13 protein-coding genes are annotated in these 15,121 nt (G+C 43.0%); 7 read left to right on the forward strand and 6 right to left on the reverse strand.

The window, feature by feature from the left end; genetic code table 11:
* Window positions 1–44: 44 nt before the first annotated feature.
* On the reverse strand, window positions 45–1,934 hold the full coding sequence (gene ftsH, locus VE944_RS24910) for an ATP-dependent zinc metalloprotease FtsH (RefSeq protein ID WP_324983417.1): 1,890 nt from the start codon (window positions 1,932–1,934) through the stop codon (window positions 45–47).
* Between the two features lie 342 nt (window positions 1,935–2,276).
* Here ftsH and VE944_RS24915 point away from each other — a divergent pair, with 342 nt between their 5' ends.
* Window positions 2,277–2,822, forward strand: a complete 546-nt coding sequence (locus VE944_RS24915) for an NADPH-dependent FMN reductase (RefSeq protein ID WP_100898919.1) — start codon at window positions 2,277–2,279, stop codon at window positions 2,820–2,822.
* 306 nt (window positions 2,823–3,128) lie between these two features.
* Here the strand turns inward: VE944_RS24915 and VE944_RS24925 are convergent, their stop codons facing one another.
* The 3 genes from VE944_RS24925 to VE944_RS24935 all read right to left on the reverse strand — a co-directional run bounded on the left by VE944_RS24925 (window position 3,129) and on the right by VE944_RS24935 (window position 5,018).
* Window positions 3,129–4,247, reverse strand: coding sequence for a ferrochelatase (locus VE944_RS24925; RefSeq protein ID WP_324983420.1), 1,119 nt, complete (start codon window positions 4,245–4,247; stop codon window positions 3,129–3,131).
* 228 nt (window positions 4,248–4,475) lie between these two features.
* On the reverse strand, window positions 4,476–4,772 hold the full coding sequence (locus VE944_RS24930) for a hypothetical protein (RefSeq protein WP_324983423.1): 297 nt from the start codon (window positions 4,770–4,772) through the stop codon (window positions 4,476–4,478).
* Between the two features lie 111 nt (window positions 4,773–4,883).
* The gene (locus tag VE944_RS24935; protein ID WP_324983425.1) at window positions 4,884–5,018 is read right to left on the reverse strand and encodes a hypothetical protein; all 135 of its coding nucleotides are present in this window, start codon (window positions 5,016–5,018) and stop codon (window positions 4,884–4,886) included.
* A 243-nt stretch (window positions 5,019–5,261) separates the two neighbouring features.
* Between VE944_RS24935 and VE944_RS24940 the strand changes: the two genes are divergently transcribed.
* From VE944_RS24940 to VE944_RS24960, 5 genes are all read left to right on the forward strand, one after another.
* The gene (locus VE944_RS24940; RefSeq protein WP_324983428.1) at window positions 5,262–6,890 is read left to right on the forward strand and encodes a phosphodiester glycosidase family protein; all 1,629 of its coding nucleotides are present in this window, start codon (window positions 5,262–5,264) and stop codon (window positions 6,888–6,890) included.
* A 376-nt stretch (window positions 6,891–7,266) separates the two neighbouring features.
* Window positions 7,267–7,857 (forward strand): hypothetical protein, encoded by a 591-nt coding sequence (locus VE944_RS24945; protein WP_324983431.1) that lies wholly within the window; start codon window positions 7,267–7,269, stop codon window positions 7,855–7,857.
* A 97-nt stretch (window positions 7,858–7,954) separates the two neighbouring features.
* Complete coding sequence (locus VE944_RS24950; RefSeq protein ID WP_324983434.1) at window positions 7,955–9,214, forward strand: MFS transporter; 1,260 nt, start codon at window positions 7,955–7,957, stop codon at window positions 9,212–9,214.
* 132 nt (window positions 9,215–9,346) lie between these two features.
* A complete protein-coding gene (ilvB, locus tag VE944_RS24955) occupies window positions 9,347–11,260 on the forward strand; it encodes a biosynthetic-type acetolactate synthase large subunit (RefSeq protein WP_324983437.1) in 1,914 nt (637 codons plus the stop codon).
* Between the two features lie 483 nt (window positions 11,261–11,743).
* Complete coding sequence (locus tag VE944_RS24960) at window positions 11,744–12,214, forward strand: tellurite resistance TerB family protein (protein ID WP_324983440.1); 471 nt, start codon at window positions 11,744–11,746, stop codon at window positions 12,212–12,214.
* 157 nt (window positions 12,215–12,371) lie between these two features.
* Here VE944_RS24960 and VE944_RS24965 read toward each other — a convergent pair whose 3' ends face one another.
* Complete coding sequence (locus tag VE944_RS24965) at window positions 12,372–12,971, reverse strand: hypothetical protein (protein ID WP_324983448.1); 600 nt, start codon at window positions 12,969–12,971, stop codon at window positions 12,372–12,374.
* A 260-nt stretch (window positions 12,972–13,231) separates the two neighbouring features.
* On the opposite strand from VE944_RS24965, the gene dacB reads away from it, so the two are divergent.
* Window positions 13,232–14,671, forward strand: coding sequence for a D-alanyl-D-alanine carboxypeptidase/D-alanyl-D-alanine endopeptidase (dacB, locus tag VE944_RS24970; protein ID WP_414690161.1), 1,440 nt, complete (start codon window positions 13,232–13,234; stop codon window positions 14,669–14,671).
* A 16-nt stretch (window positions 14,672–14,687) separates the two neighbouring features.
* Here the strand turns inward: dacB and VE944_RS24975 are convergent.
* Window positions 14,688–15,121, reverse strand: a 434-nt coding sequence (locus VE944_RS24975) for a GNAT family N-acetyltransferase (RefSeq protein ID WP_324983446.1), incomplete at its 5' end; no start/stop codon positions are given.

The raw sequence follows: 15,121 nt of genomic DNA on the forward strand, positions 1-15,121 counted from the left end.
TAGGCAAACTCCGCCACAGCGTACTAGGGAGTGTCAAATATTCCCTAATGAGGTACAGCTACTTGTGCATCGGCTACCTGGGTATTGTCAGCAACAATTTTGCGGAATAAATCGCCTTCAATTGTTTCCTGTTCTATTAACAAATCTACTAAACGCTCCAAAACTATGCGGTTTTCTTGCAACAGTTCTATTGCTCTAATGTAGGATTTGTTAACGATTTCGCGCACCTGTGAATCAATTTTGGCGGCAATTTCCTCAGAATATTCTGATTTATTCATCCAGTCACGTCCCAAAAATACCTCTCCACTCTGATTTTCTAGTGACAATGGGCCTAATTCTGACATCCCGAAGCGTGTCACCATCTGCCGCGCCATTCCTGTAACTTGTTGCAGGTCATTGCCTGCACCTGTAGTAACTTCTGGCTTACCAAAAACAATTTCCTCGGCGGCGCGACCACCCAAAGTAGCAGTAATCCTGGCTTTGAGTTGGGAACGCGAAATTAATCCCTGTTCTTCGTTGGGAGTAAACCAAGTTAATCCCAGTGCTTGTCCCCGTGGGATAAGTGTAACTTTTTGCACAGGGTCATGCCCTTCCAAGAATGTGCCAACTAAAGCATGTCCAACTTCATGATAGGCAATCAACCGCTTGCTCTTGCTGTCTACTAAGGCGGTACCTTCCATACCTGCAACGACTCTATCGACAGCAGCATCAATTTCTAAAAGGGTGACAGCTTCTTTGCGTCTCCTAGCGGTGAGAATGGCAGCTTCGTTGAGTAAGTTGGCTAAGTCTGCGCCAGTAAAACCAGGAGTGCGACGAGCGATCGCTTCTAATGATACGCTAGGATCAATTTTCTTATTCCGCGCGTGGACTTTCAAAATTTCCAGTCGCCCTTTGAGATCGGGTGGATCGACCATCACTTGTCTGTCAAAGCGTCCCGGTCTGAGTAACGCTGTATCTAAAACATCTGGGCGGTTAGTGGCAGCAATAATAATAATGCCTGTGTTACCTTCAAAACCATCCATTTCGGTGAGCAGTTGATTGAGGGTTTGTTCGCGCTCGTCGTTACCGCCACCGATACCAGCACCCCGTTGTCTACCTACTGCGTCAATTTCATCGATAAATATTAGACAAGGGGCATTTTCTTTGGCTTTCTTGAAGAGATCGCGCACGCGAGATGCACCTACACCAACAAACATTTCCACGAATTCTGAACCGGAAATGCTGAAAAATGGTACACCTGCTTCACCTGCGATCGCTTTTGCTAGTAAAGTTTTACCAGTACCCGGAGGGCCAATTAACAACACTCCTTTGGGAATACGTGCGCCTACTGCGGTAAATCTTTCAGGCTGTTTCAGGAAAGTAACAACTTCTTCGAGGTCTTCTTTAGCTTCTTCAACCCCGGCTACATCTTCAAATTTTACGCCAGTTTTTGCTTCCATTTGGAAGCGAGCTTTGGATTTACCAAAATTCATGGCTTGGCTAGAAGCATTAGTAGAGCGACGCAGGAACAATAGCATTAGAGCTACCAGTGGCAAAATCCACATGAGATTGATCAACAGTCCAACAGCAGCTCGACTATTAGCTGAGGAAACTTCGCCAAAATCAACATTCTTATCTTTGAGGATGTTAATTAACTCTGTGTTTTGTGCCAGAAGTCTCACCTGTTGCGGTGGTGTATCAGCTTTTTGCCCTTTAAGATAAACCTTTGCTAGCTGTTCAGTTTCGTCAAGCTCTACTTTTTGGATTTCTCCCGCCTTCGCTTTCTTGATCAAGTCACCATAATTTAAAGAGGTGCTTTCTGCCTTTTGTGCCAAGACAGGAGTACTCCCAAAAATTCCTGGTAACATAATCAAACTAGCTGCAATCGCACCAACCCAAGCACCACGCTTTGGCGACTGTCTTTTTATCAATGGTTTTTTTCCCAAATTTGTCATAATAATTACCCTTTGTCTGCTGGCACAAGTTGAGCTATGGTTTTATGCCTATTCTTCTACCAAAAATTGTAATAACTGGAAATTACACTTTTCTTATCTAGTCTAACTTCCACACTAGGTATTGGGGATTTGGGATTGGGGATTGGATATTAGGGATTGGGGACTGGGTATTAGACATTAAGATTAAAATAATTCTTTCCCAACCCCCAGCCCCTAGTCCCCAGTAGATATTAATTTGACACATTCTGACACAAATCGCTAATATAAGCATAGTCATAACGATTCCGTTTTTTCATAAATCTGGTAATAGTAGCTAGTAAATAGTTTGTGAGTTAATTAATTATGGTGAGAATTGTTGGCATTGGTGGTAGTTTAAGACCCAACTCCTATACCCAGGTTGCTTTACTTCTAGCAGTGCAAAGGGTAGAAGCCCTTGGAGCAGAGGTAGAAATTATTGATTTAAGACAGTTGCAGCTACCGTTTTGTACTGGCGCAAAGGAGTATCCAGAGTACCCAGATGTTCAGCGCTTGCAAGATACAGTCAGCCGCGCCGATGGATTAATTTTAGCGACACCTGAGTATCATGGTAGCCTTAGTGGTGTCCTGAAAAATGCCCTAGATTTGATGAGCTTTGAGCAACTGTCTGATAAAGTGACAGGATTAATCAGCATATTAGGGGGTCAGTCTAATAGTAATGCTTTAAACGACCTACGGCTAATTGTCCGATGGGTGCATGGTTGGGTGATTCCAGAACAAATTGCGATCGGACAAGCCTGGGGTGCTTTCAGTCCTGAAGGCAAGCTAGTAGATGAGAAGCTTTCGCAAAGATTTGACCAATTTGCTCAGAGTTTAGTTGATAACACTCGCAAGTTGCGGGGTGTAAATTAGTTAAAGCTTTACTTACGCTACTCGAATTTAATGGTAGCAATGCTTTAAATCACCTACGGCTAATTGTCCGTTGGGTAAATGGTAAGGTGATTCCAGAACAAATTGGGATCGGACAAGTTTGGGTAAAGCTTTGCCCAATCTAGACTCAACTCAATTAATGAAGTCGAGTTAGATATTGGTGCAATATGAAAACTTGAGCCGCATCTATACATGAAAGTACGCCATAAAAAATGTAGGGTGAGCAAAATTTTGCCCACCCCATAAAACTAAACTTAATTATCTGTGCGCTTTTCTCAAAGACGCACGTTAATGATGATGGTGGTGATGATGGTGATCTCCAGCGAGTTGGGGATTAACTGCCAAAGTTTGCTCTGACAACAACTCTGCAATATGAGCATCAGCCCATTGGGCCACCATTGCCATAAATTCTGGATGATCGTTAACGCAAGCCATTTGCACGTAGTTCGTACCAGGATGCTGTTTTTCCAAAGCATGGATGATATGGTGTACATCCAATAAAGTTTCGTGGTTTTCTGTGGCAAAGCCAATTGGCATAAAAATTACCACTTTTGCGCCCAGTTGAATCAGGTTATTTGCCGCTTGCTCTGCATTTGGCTGTGTCCAATCAATTAGGGGCGTGTCGTGGTTGAGCCAACCCACCGAGATTAAAGGATAACGATTAATCAACTTATCCCGAATTAAATCGTACATTGCTTCACTTTCGGCAATTCCAGAAGTAAAGCCTTTAGCTTTGTGGGGACAGCCGTGATTCATTAACACAATAGCGATTTGAGAAGGTAGATAAGCTGCGCCTAACTCAGCAATTTTCTCCTCAACCAGATGAGCCATCAAATCGATGTAAGCTGGTTCGTTGAAGAAAGAAGGAATGTAGCGTTGTGCTTTAACCCAGTGTTCTTCACCATCAGCCAACTCAACAAGAGCATTGTTAACTTGCTCGATCGCAATACCACTGGTAAAGATAGAATCAACAACCAGCAGTGGGTAGATTAGTAGCTTCTCGAAGCCTTGGTTTTTAATTTCTGCTAAAACTTGATTAGGTAGAAAAGGGGCGCAGAAGTTGAAAGCCTTGAAAACTTGGACTTTATCACCCCATTTTTCTTGTAAATTCTTTTCGATACCAGCCCGTTGCTGTTCAAAGATGGCATTGTGTGGAGAAATAAAATCGTGGTGTGTGTGTCCCCACTCATGGCGGTCAAATAGCGCCAAAAGCTTTGCCAAAGGGGGATAAATCCAGGTCGGCACTGGTGCAAATTTTGCTGTAAGTAGATTTAAAGCCTGTTCGTTATAGTTGGCGAAATCTTCGTAGCTTTCGACTTCGCCGTAGCCCATAAGCAATACGGCTACACGGTCTTTACCTGATAGATGCTCGTGAGTGTGTTGTACTTTTTCCGGCGTGGCAACCACAATCAGTTCCTCAATATAACCAGAGTGCAGAGAATTTAAAGTTAGGGAATACCTTAAATATTTCCCTTACTACTAAAATAGTATCCTATCCAGGGGGATAGGATAGGTGTAAAAATTAAAATAATACATCAAAATATGTACTACAACTAATATTTTATACTAATCAGTTCTTATCTAGTCACGCCGATTACCATTGTGGACTTAGGAAAAATTTAATATAGAAGCAGTTTACTCAAAAGACTTTAAGTCTGGAGCTAACCAAGTTTGACGAGCTTCCCAAGACATAATTAAACGCTCACTGTAGTATACACGAAATATACTTTTTTGCTTACCGTAAATAAGTATGAAGTCATTGATTAGTGCTAAGACAGACCTATTGCGATTATCAGTAAAAAAGCGACGTGCGATGGTTATCCAAAAGAGAGTAAAAGTTTCATAATATCCACCGCTAATGCTAGTTGCGATCGCATTGCATTGTTTGTAATAGACATCTCCGAAAATGAATGTAGAGACGTTGCATTGCAACGTCTCTACAAGGGTTTCAGGTAATGCATAATTAATTTCTGGAGATGTCTAATGCTGAATTCCAGTACAGATACTTACAATTGCTTCTGCCTCAGAGTACGCAGAGACATACTACATAGCAATAGTGAGGTGAGTAGCGTGGTTCCAGTTAGCCCGAGGCAAGGTACAGGCTTCAAATTCTTGAACTAGCGTAACTATATCCTCATCAGTTTGGTAAAACTCAGCTTTAGCTTTGCTACGTATCACATTTATATCCTGACGATATCAGGTAGTCTTTTATAGTCAAAATAGTGCAACGACTTAACCCAATGTTTAATTGCTCACAACTTCTCATTAAATATCTGCTATTAAATTTACTCAGGATTAATAACACATATTTCAAAAACAATCTGCTCTTACATTTTATTGACACCCACAAACACTTTCAAGCTCTAAAAGCTAAAAGTATTTGTGATGGATTTTACACCCATCTAGTTAAAATAGTAACTCATGACCTGGAAAGCCCGTCTCCTTGACAAGACAATAGCTTTATACTTAGTAGTTCCCTGCTCTTTCTTTCTAGCAGTAGTCGAACCACTTGTTAGCAGTGCTAACCAAGAATCAAAGCACACGGACAAATACTATCCGCACTCGCTCCCTCTAGGAAAGCCTTACTTGAGGGAATCACGGGTATCGAATGAGATGGCGCGTGGTCTTACCCACACGGTTATTGTTAGGGGCAAACAGTCAGACCGTGACGTATATACAGTCGATGTGACATTCCAAGCCACCCAACAAGCAGCTCAAACTGCTGCTAATTTGTTGAAAGCTCAAGGATACCAGCCTCGGCTAGAGCCAATACTGCGACGAGCGCCAGATGATCCGGAAGTTGGCCCGCTCGGTTATTTAGTCCGTGTTGGCGCTTTTAATACAGAAGCTCTTGCTATTAATTTACGAGATCAACTTGCATCTGCTGGATATTCAGGGCTGCGAGTTGTTAACACAGCAGAAGACGGAAAAGAAACAACTGGGCCGTGGGTTGTAAATGTACTGGAGATCGACCTAAATCAATTTGACCTTAAACTTGCTCCCGCACTCGCTACTAAAATTGTCCCTGGTAATGAACCTTTGACCCAGCTTTCTACTCGAACATTGGCTTTAGCAGCAGTGAACGGAGGATATTTTGTCATTGGAGCAAACGATGGTACTCCAGGCGACCTAGCAGGTATTTCGATTATTAAGGGAAAGGTGGTGAGCGAGGCAGTTAATGGCAGAACGAGCCTTATCCTCCCTGACCGTTCTGGTCGAGATGCCCGTATAGCTGCTCTCACGTCTAAAACTACTGTAATAGCAAAGGATGGTGCAACACGCGAGGTCGATGGATTGAACCGCAAGCCTGGTCTGATTCGAGGTTGCGGTGGTCTAGGTGGAGATATTCCTACTGAAAAGTCCAAGCATGACTTTACTTGCACAGATAGCAGCGAGCTAATTCAATTTACACCGATCTTTGGCCAAACTACAGAGCCAGGGGAAGGAGCGGAAGTCGTACTTGATGCATCAGATCGAGTGATCGAGTTTCGACAGCAGCGAGGAGGCCAGATCCCCAGCAATGGTTCAGTTTTATCAGGCACTGGTGATGCTGTTGAGTGGTTGCAGAATCACGCGAAACTAGGCTCAAAAATTGACATTAATACTCGTGTTTTAGCTAATGGAGTGAAAGTACCAATAGAAAAGGCTCTGGGAGTTATCAATGGTGGGCCAAGGTTGGTACGTAATGGAAAAATAGATATTACTGCTTTCACAGAAGGATTTCACTGGCAGGAGAATCCCGAATTTTACTACAGATTTGGAGTCCGACGTAACCCTCGGACACTAGCTGGAATTACGGCAACAGGAAAGCTACTTTTAGTTACAGTTGACGGCCGTCAGCCAGGATGGAGTGTGGGCGCGAGTTTTGAAGAAAGCGCTCGGATTATGCGATCGCTAGGAGCAACCGATGCTCTCAACCTCGATGGCGGTGGCTCCACAACCATAACTATTAATCAACAGCTGATTAACCGTCCGTCTGATTCCACTGGAGAGCGGCCAATTGCCGATGCTATTGTCATCCAAAAGAGAATTGACACTCCCACACGTTGAATAACTCGCCGCAGTTCCCACGCTCAAGGGTTAGTTTGACATTTCAAAATGATAATCATTATGAGGGAGAGAACTTATAGTTAGGACAACAAAACATCTCAGTAAATGGCGAAACCTTGATTTGGCGCTGCACTTAACCCAGTGCATAACTGCAAAATTATACCTTTCGGGACTTTTAAAACATCCTCTAAGCTGACTTATATAGAACCTATCCCACTATTCTAAAAATCCCTACTTCTTTTCGTAAAATGTGCTTGAAAACCTTAATTTTTCATTTTAAGTTCTCAATAAGCTTAAGCTTCATAGCACAAATATTATTAGTGGGATAGGTTCATAAGAAGTCTAATGCCCGATGCCCAATTTTCGGAATAGAGAGATGAGTATAATTATTTGCCCTGGAATACACGATCCAGCATTCACCCAATCCTTTCTATCGGGGTGGTTAGATATTTATAATGGCTCAATTTCTCCAAATACCGCAAATATACTGATTTATCCAGGTCAAGATTTTTCGAGTTTATCAGCCTTGCATATTTTGCAGTTTTTGCGCGTTAACCTAGCTCACCGCAGGTATCGCTTGACCGACTCCTTAAAATCACCAATTATATTTATTAGCTTTAGTGCTGGCGTAGTCGGGGCAATAGGGGCAGCGCATTTGTGGCAACTTTTGGGTGGTCATGTCAAAGCGTTTATTGCTATAGATGGATGGGGAGTACCACTACAGGGTAATTTTCCTATTCACCGGATGAGTCATGATTATTTTACGCATTGGAGTTCTTCTTTGCTAGGTTGTGGGCAAAATAACTTTTATGCAGAGCCAGCGGTCGAGCATTTGTGCATCTGGCGATCGCCCCAAATTGTACAAGGTTGCTGGGTAGATTCATCCATTGAAATTATTCCACCCAAAGGTCGTCTGACAGCAACTGAGTTTTTGCTTATGCTGTTAAGGCACTATGAAGCAAATTAATCCGGACAATGGAGTAAGTAAACAGGAGTTAGTCATTAGTCATTGGTCATTAGTTCCCCGACTCCCCACTCCCCATCTACCCAAAGAAAGTATCTAAATGTTTCCAACTGAACCAGCTGCTGTTAATAACGGGTTTAGCGCACTGCTAAAAAACCGTGCTTTTATGCTCCTGTGGATTGGGCAATTGGTGTCCCAGTTAGCAGATAAGGTCTTCTTCGTTTTAATGATTGCTCTGCTGGAGAACTACTCACCGCTTCCTGGGTTGGCACAAAACTCGATGTATTCAACCTTGATGCTGTCGTTTACAATACCAGCAATTTTGTTCGGCTCTGCCGGTGGTCTCTTTGTTGACCGCTTGCCAAAAAAGCTGATTATGATCGGCTCAGACATTGTGCGTGGACTGTTAACACTGTGCCTTCCCCTTTTGCCACGAGAATTCCTGATTCTGTTAATTCTTACTTTTGCCATTTCCACGGTGACGCAGTTTTTTGCACCAGCTGAACAAGCAGCCATTCCTTTGTTGGTGAAGCGAGAAAATTTGTTGGCAGCCAATGCGCTCTTTAGCAGCACAATGATGGGAGCTTTAATTGTTGGCTTTGCTATAGGAGAGCCGATTTTGAGTTTGGCGAAAAGCTTGATGGGAGAACAATACGGTCAAGAGATTGTAGTTGGCGGATTATACATATTATCGGCTGCGATCATGCAGCCAATTAAGTTTAAAGAACCCAAATCAAAAGAGCATCAAGCATCAAATCACCTTTGGGCTGAATTCACCGAAAGCCTGCGTTATCTCAGGAAAAACCCTTTGATATTGAACGCCATGCTGCAACTTACAACTTTATATTGTGTGTTTGCAGCCTTAACGGTGCTGACAATTCAATTAGCCGAAGAATTTGGTTTACAAGAAAAACAGTTTGGCTTTTTCTTGGCAGCAGCAGGCGTGGGTATGGTATTGGGTGCGGCGATTTTAGGCCATTGGGGTGATAAATTGCATCATAAACCCCTACCTTTAATTGGATTTTTGATAATTTCACTAGTTTTAGGGGTGTTCACTTTTACGCACAACTTATTATTGGCGCTCGGACTCTGTGCATTTTTGGGTGTAGGTGCTTCCCTAATTGGCGTACCCATGCAAACTTTAATTCAACAGCAAACACCATCTACTATGCACGGTAAAGTATTTGGCTTTCAAAATCATGCCGTTAACATCGCTCTGGCGTTACCTCTGGCCATTACTGGGCCATTAACTGATGCTCTGGGCTTGCGAACTGTGCTGGTAGCAATGAGTATTGTTGTCGTAGTTGTCGGTGTTTGGGCTTGGAAAAATACCCGCAAAGTCTTGCAAAACGTAATTTAATTAATGTAGGCTAATAATCTAGCTTTATATTTAATATAAAAATTAATAAGATTTTGATTGAAGTTTTCAATTAAAATGAAATCTTAAATACAGAATTCAACATTAATTTTAGCTATAGTCTGAGGTTTGACCGTGCGTTCACAAAGTGTCTCCGCAGGAGAATCGCTTTCTCAAATCAGTTTCCCACAAACCGAGAATCACAAACAGTCTCGTCCTTCTAGCCCCCCAGTCGTGCCCAAACGTGCATCTGGCGGTTTTGCTCTGCTTGACAGCCTTCATCGCCACGGCGTTGATTATATCTTTGGTTATCCTGGTGGGGCAATTCTACCAATTTACGACGACCTGTATAAGGTGGAAGCAACTGGTGCTATGAAGCACATTCTGGTGAGACACGAACAAGGCGCAGCCCACGCCGCCGATGGTTACGCCCGTGCAACTGGAAAAGTAGGAGTATGCTTTGGTACTTCGGGGCCAGGGGCAACTAACTTAGTGACAGGCATCGCCACCGCCTACATGGATTCAATCCCAATGATTGTAGTCACGGGACAGGTAGCACGCCCATCGATTGGTACAGATGCGTTTCAGGAAACCGATATTTACGGGATTACACTACCAATCGTCAAGCACTCTTATGTAGTGCGTGACCCTAAAGATATGGCGCGAATTGTCGCCGAAGCCTTCCACATCGCTAGCAGTGGGCGTCCGGGGCCAGTTTTGATTGATGTCCCCAAAGATGTAGCTTTAGAAGAATTTGACTATGTGCCTGTAAAACCAGGCTCAGTGAAGTTACGCGGTTATCGTCCCACAGTGAAGGGAAATCCCCGGCAGATTAATGCTGCGATCCAGTTGATTACTGAAAGCCGCCGTCCTCTACTGTATGTGGGTGGTGGTGCGATCGCAGCTAGTGCCCATGAAGAAGTCAAAGAACTAGCTGAATTATTCAATATCCCTGTCACCACAACCTTAATGGGGATCGGTGCATTTGACGAACATCATCCCCTCGCTTTGGGAATGTTGGGGATGCACGGCACAGCTTACGCTAACTTTGCCGTTAGTGATTGTGACTTGCTAATTTGCGTTGGCGCTAGATTTGATGATCGCGTTACAGGCAAGTTAGACGAATTCGCCTCCCGCGCCAAAGTAATTCACATCGATATCGATCCCGCAGAAGTCGGCAAAAACCGCATTCCTGAAGTGCCCATCGTCGGCGATGTGCGGAACGTGTTAGTAGACTTGTTGCGTCGCTGCAAAGAAACAGGCGCTAAGGCTACACCTAATCAAAACCAAGAGTGGTTAAATTTAGTCAACCGTTGGCGCGATGAGTATCCTCTAATAGTGCCGCACCATCCCGACAGCATTTCACCCCAAGAAGTGATTGTAGAAGTCAGTCGCCAAGCACCCAACGCTTTCTACACTACAGATGTCGGACAGCATCAAATGTGGGCAGCACAATTCCTGAAGAATGGCCCAAGGCGCTGGATTTCTAGCGCTGGTTTGGGAACGATGGGTTTTGGCTTACCTGCGGCAATGGGCGCTAAAGTGGCGTTTCCTGATGAAGAAGTCATCTGTATTAGCGGTGATGCTAGTTTCCAAATGTGTTTGCAGGAACTGGGAACGCTTGCACAGTATGGGATAAATGTCAAGACACTAATTATTAATAACGGCTGGCTAGGGATGGTGCGCCAGTGGCAGCAAGCCTTCTATGGTGAGCGTTACTCATCCTCAGATATGGAACTAGGGATGCCAGACGTAGAGTTATTGGCAAAAGCTTATGGCATTAAGGGTATGGTAATTAGCGATCGCAGTCAATTAAAAGATGCGATCGCCGAAATGCTAGCACACAAAGGCCCGGTGATTGTGAATGTCCACGTCACCAGAGACGAAAACTGCTATCCAATGGTAGCCCCTGGTAAGAGCAACGCTCAAATGGTCGGCTTGCAGAAGCAACCGCCCAAAGCAGCAGCAGAGCCAGTGTATTGTAGCAACTGCAATGCCAAAAATGCTCCTACCCACAACTTCTGTGCTGAGTGTGGGACGAAGCTGTAACGCTTTTTGATAATTCAGACTAGAGAGATAGGGGAGCAAGGAGAAGGGGAGAAAGATACAGGAATTCCCCTACTTATGCTCCCTTTCCTTTTGCGTAGATGTCGCTTAATCTTCCTGATTAGGTTGAGGTAAAAAGATATTTCCTAAGTAATTCATTAAATCGCTTTGACTGGAGAAATCTAACAGCGCCTCAGCCAAGCCTAGCCCTGCTTTATAAGGGGGGTAAATCCAGTCCACTACCAAGATGTGTCTATACCGTAGCCCTTTAGACTACCGTGTACACAAGTACTAAAAACCTCGATCGCTCAAGGCAAATTAACCGTTTTTATACGCAGAGTAATATATTCTCTGCGTATTTTTTATGAAAAAAAGATTCATCCCAATGTATATTTCTGCATTATTTTGGGAATCATAAATCGAGGAAGCATGATAAACCGCAAAATATGACTTCCTGAAATATCACGTAACTTTTAAAGGATAATTATGTCTAAACGCAAGTTGCCCAAAGGCTGTAGTGTTAGTTCAGTTGCTTTAGAACCAGAAGTTGCGATCGCAATCCTTGGATTGTTTTCCGCGGCTGCTGATGGTGAAGGTATTTCTTCAACAGAAGAATATGCTTTGAGTGAATTTCTTGGTCGGGTTGGCTTATTTGAAGATTACTCTGAAGAAGACTTTGAAGAATTGACCGAAAAAGTCGTCAGCTTGATTGAAGAAGAAGAACCAGAAGATTTAATCGCCCAGTCTATCGAATCCTTACCCAACAGAAATTATCGTGAAGCTGCATACATCACAGCTATTTTAGTGGTAGGGATTGACGAAGAAGTACCCGAACACGAACAAGATTATATCTCTGAACTTCAAGAAGCTTTAAAAATTTCAGATGAACGCGCACAAGAACTTATTGACGGAGTATTCGGAGAGGAAGAAGACGAAGAGGAAGAGGAAGAGGAGTAATCTTTTTTCAATTACAGCCTCAACCATCTAGCATCGTTAATTTGGGGTTGCTAATTTAAAGTAAGAAATAATTTTGTTTAAGTTGAGTTGTTCAGATTCCTGACTTCATAAAGAAGTTGGGAATCTTGCACGTTATCAAAATTAATTCCATAGACCATTAATTAGAAATTGGTACATTTTTAAATGCGGCTGTATCTGGCACAAAAATATCCAAGTTATTAACACCATCGGGAACTCTTAGCCAGATATAAGCATCTGCGGAGGCTTGTGGACGGACTTGGAACAAAGAAACGCTTCCTGTTGAACGATTAAGAGCAACTCCTTTGTAGGTTACGCTAGTCTCAGGATTGCGCGCTGTTGTACTAGCAACCGATATAATATCACCACCAACAACTCCGTCTGTGGCAAGGCGACGAATCCGCATTTGCAGATTTACCACATCACGGTTTCCAGTTTCTGGATCTTTAATTCGCTTTGCTGAAAGTAACTCAACTTCTGCCTTTTTGCCAAAAGCAGGCTGCACAAATTGACCAGGGCTAATTGCTGAAGTTGTAACAGTAGCTGGGGATGGTGAGATCGTTGCTTGTGGAGAAGTTGTAGCTGTAAGACTTGGCACTTGAGTAGGAATGGTGTTGCTGACTGTATTACTAGCATTTAGTGTCTGCCGCAACGTGAAGACTTCATAAGCTACATAGCCGCTACATCCCAAAGCCAAAGTAGAGAGTAATACAGCTACACCAGATAAAAATGTACTCACACCATTGCCTCGATTTCGTATTTCTGTATGTGCAGGTTGATTTATGTTTCTATTTTGTAGTCCCATAAATTATGTTTGTGCGTAGGCGCAGCCCGTCGTAGACATCACCCATGTATGAAACATGTGAACATCTTCCCTATACTAGTTAAGTAACTTTACTGAGCCAATTCTTCTCCTCCGGAAAGAAGTTTTTGGCAAAGTAAAAATATCTCTCTTTAGGATAAGGAAAATTGGTAAGACTTAAGGCTTTCAATCAACCACTGGGTGTTTTGTTAATATTTTTGGCTAGCCAGATAGGATTTAGTTCTATTGCGAAAGCACAAACCCAAGTCCCGCCAACAACTACTACAAAATCAATTTGCTCTACCAAAGTGGGAACAGCTATAGATGCTGTAATCAATCGTCCCTTATTTAGTCGGGTGCGCTGGGGGATTTTGGTGCAACCTCTGTCAACGGGGCCAATTCTTTACAGTCGGGATGCTCAGAAATACTTTACTCCCGCGTCTAACCTCAAATTGCTAACAACAGCAGCTGCATTGCAGCAATTGGGTGCTAATTTTCGGATTCGCACCTCTATTTATCAGGATGGCAATGGTGTTTTACGGGTTGTCGGTAGGGGAGATCCCAGCTTAAGCGATACTCAACTGCAAACATTAGCACAGCAGCTAAAACAGAAAGGTATTACTCAAATTCAGCAATTGATAGCTGATGATAGTTATATTCAAGGTGATATTGTTAATTCCACCTGGCAATGGGAAGATGTGCAGTCAGACTATGGCGCACCAGTCAGCAGCTTTATTCTAAATCAAAATATTTTTAGCTTAAAACTTGTACCGCAAGCTGTAGGTAAATCTTTACAAGTCGTGTGGACTGATCCTGGTGAGGCGAGACAGTGGCGAACAATTAATCAGTCAGTAACCGTTGCCCAAAATCAACCAAGCTACGTCAATGTTAACCGTGAATTATCAGGAACAGTATTACGAATTCAAGGACAGCTGACAACGAATTCTGAACCGTCTTTAATAGATTTGCCTGTAGTTGACCCTAATTATTACTTCTTACGGCGCTTTCGTGCAGCTTTGGCAACAGAAAAAATTGCTTTGGGACAAATATCAGTAGCAAATCGTGGTGTCAATCAAGAGGAAATAGCATTTGTAGAGTCGCCACTTTTATCTGAATTATTAGCAGAGACAAATCTAAATAGTAATAATCTTTATGCTGAAGCACTTCTAAGAGCATTAGCTGTGAAAAAACCCAGAGTGAATCAGACTAGCGCTGATGTAGGCTTGGAAGTTGTCAAAGCAAGTTTAACTCAATTGGGAGTTGATCCAGCAAATTATATTTTAGTAGATGGTTCGGGCTTATCACGTCGTAACTTAGTAACACCAGAAGCTTTTGTACAAACTTTGCGAGGAATAGCAAGAACACCAACAGCATATATATATCGCGCATCTTTACCCGTGGCGGGTAAAAGTGGAACCTTGAAGGGACGCTTTCAAGATACACCTGCTGAGGGGATTGTCCAAGCAAAAACAGGTACGTTAACAGGTGCAATTTCTCTATCTGGATATATGAATGCGCCTAAATATGAGCCGTTGGTTTTTAGTATTATCGTGAATCAATCGGAACAACCTGCAACAGTTCTGCGGCAGGCAATTGATGAAATTGTTGTGTTGTTAACGCAGTTGCAGCGTTGTTAATATTATTCTTATCCAATTAAACAACAGGTTTAGTAATTCTGAGTCCCATGATTACTAAGTCCCGTTCAAGGCTGTCAATTTCGGCAACCTTAGGTAAATTTCCCCAAGCTTGAAAACCAAATGTTTCAAAAAGTTTTAAACTTGGTTGATTGTGGGCAAAAATAAAGCATAGTAGAGTCTTTAAACCCAAACTAGGACTTTCATTAATTGCTTGTGTTAATAGTTGTCGTCCTAAACCACATCGATGGAAGCCAGGGGCTATGTAAATACTAATTTCGGCAGTCTTACTATAGGCGGGCCGCCCATAAAAGGATTGGAAACTCAGCCATCCAGCAATTACTCCCTCTACTTCGATTACCCAAAGTGGACGTTGTGAAGGCGATCGCGCCTTAAACCAAGGAAGGCGACTTTCCACAGATACTGGCTCTAAATCAGCAGTTGCCATGCGGC

The organism is Nostoc sp. (genome assembly GCF_035638895.1).
GTDB lineage: Bacteria > Cyanobacteriota > Cyanobacteriia > Cyanobacteriales > Nostocaceae > Nostoc.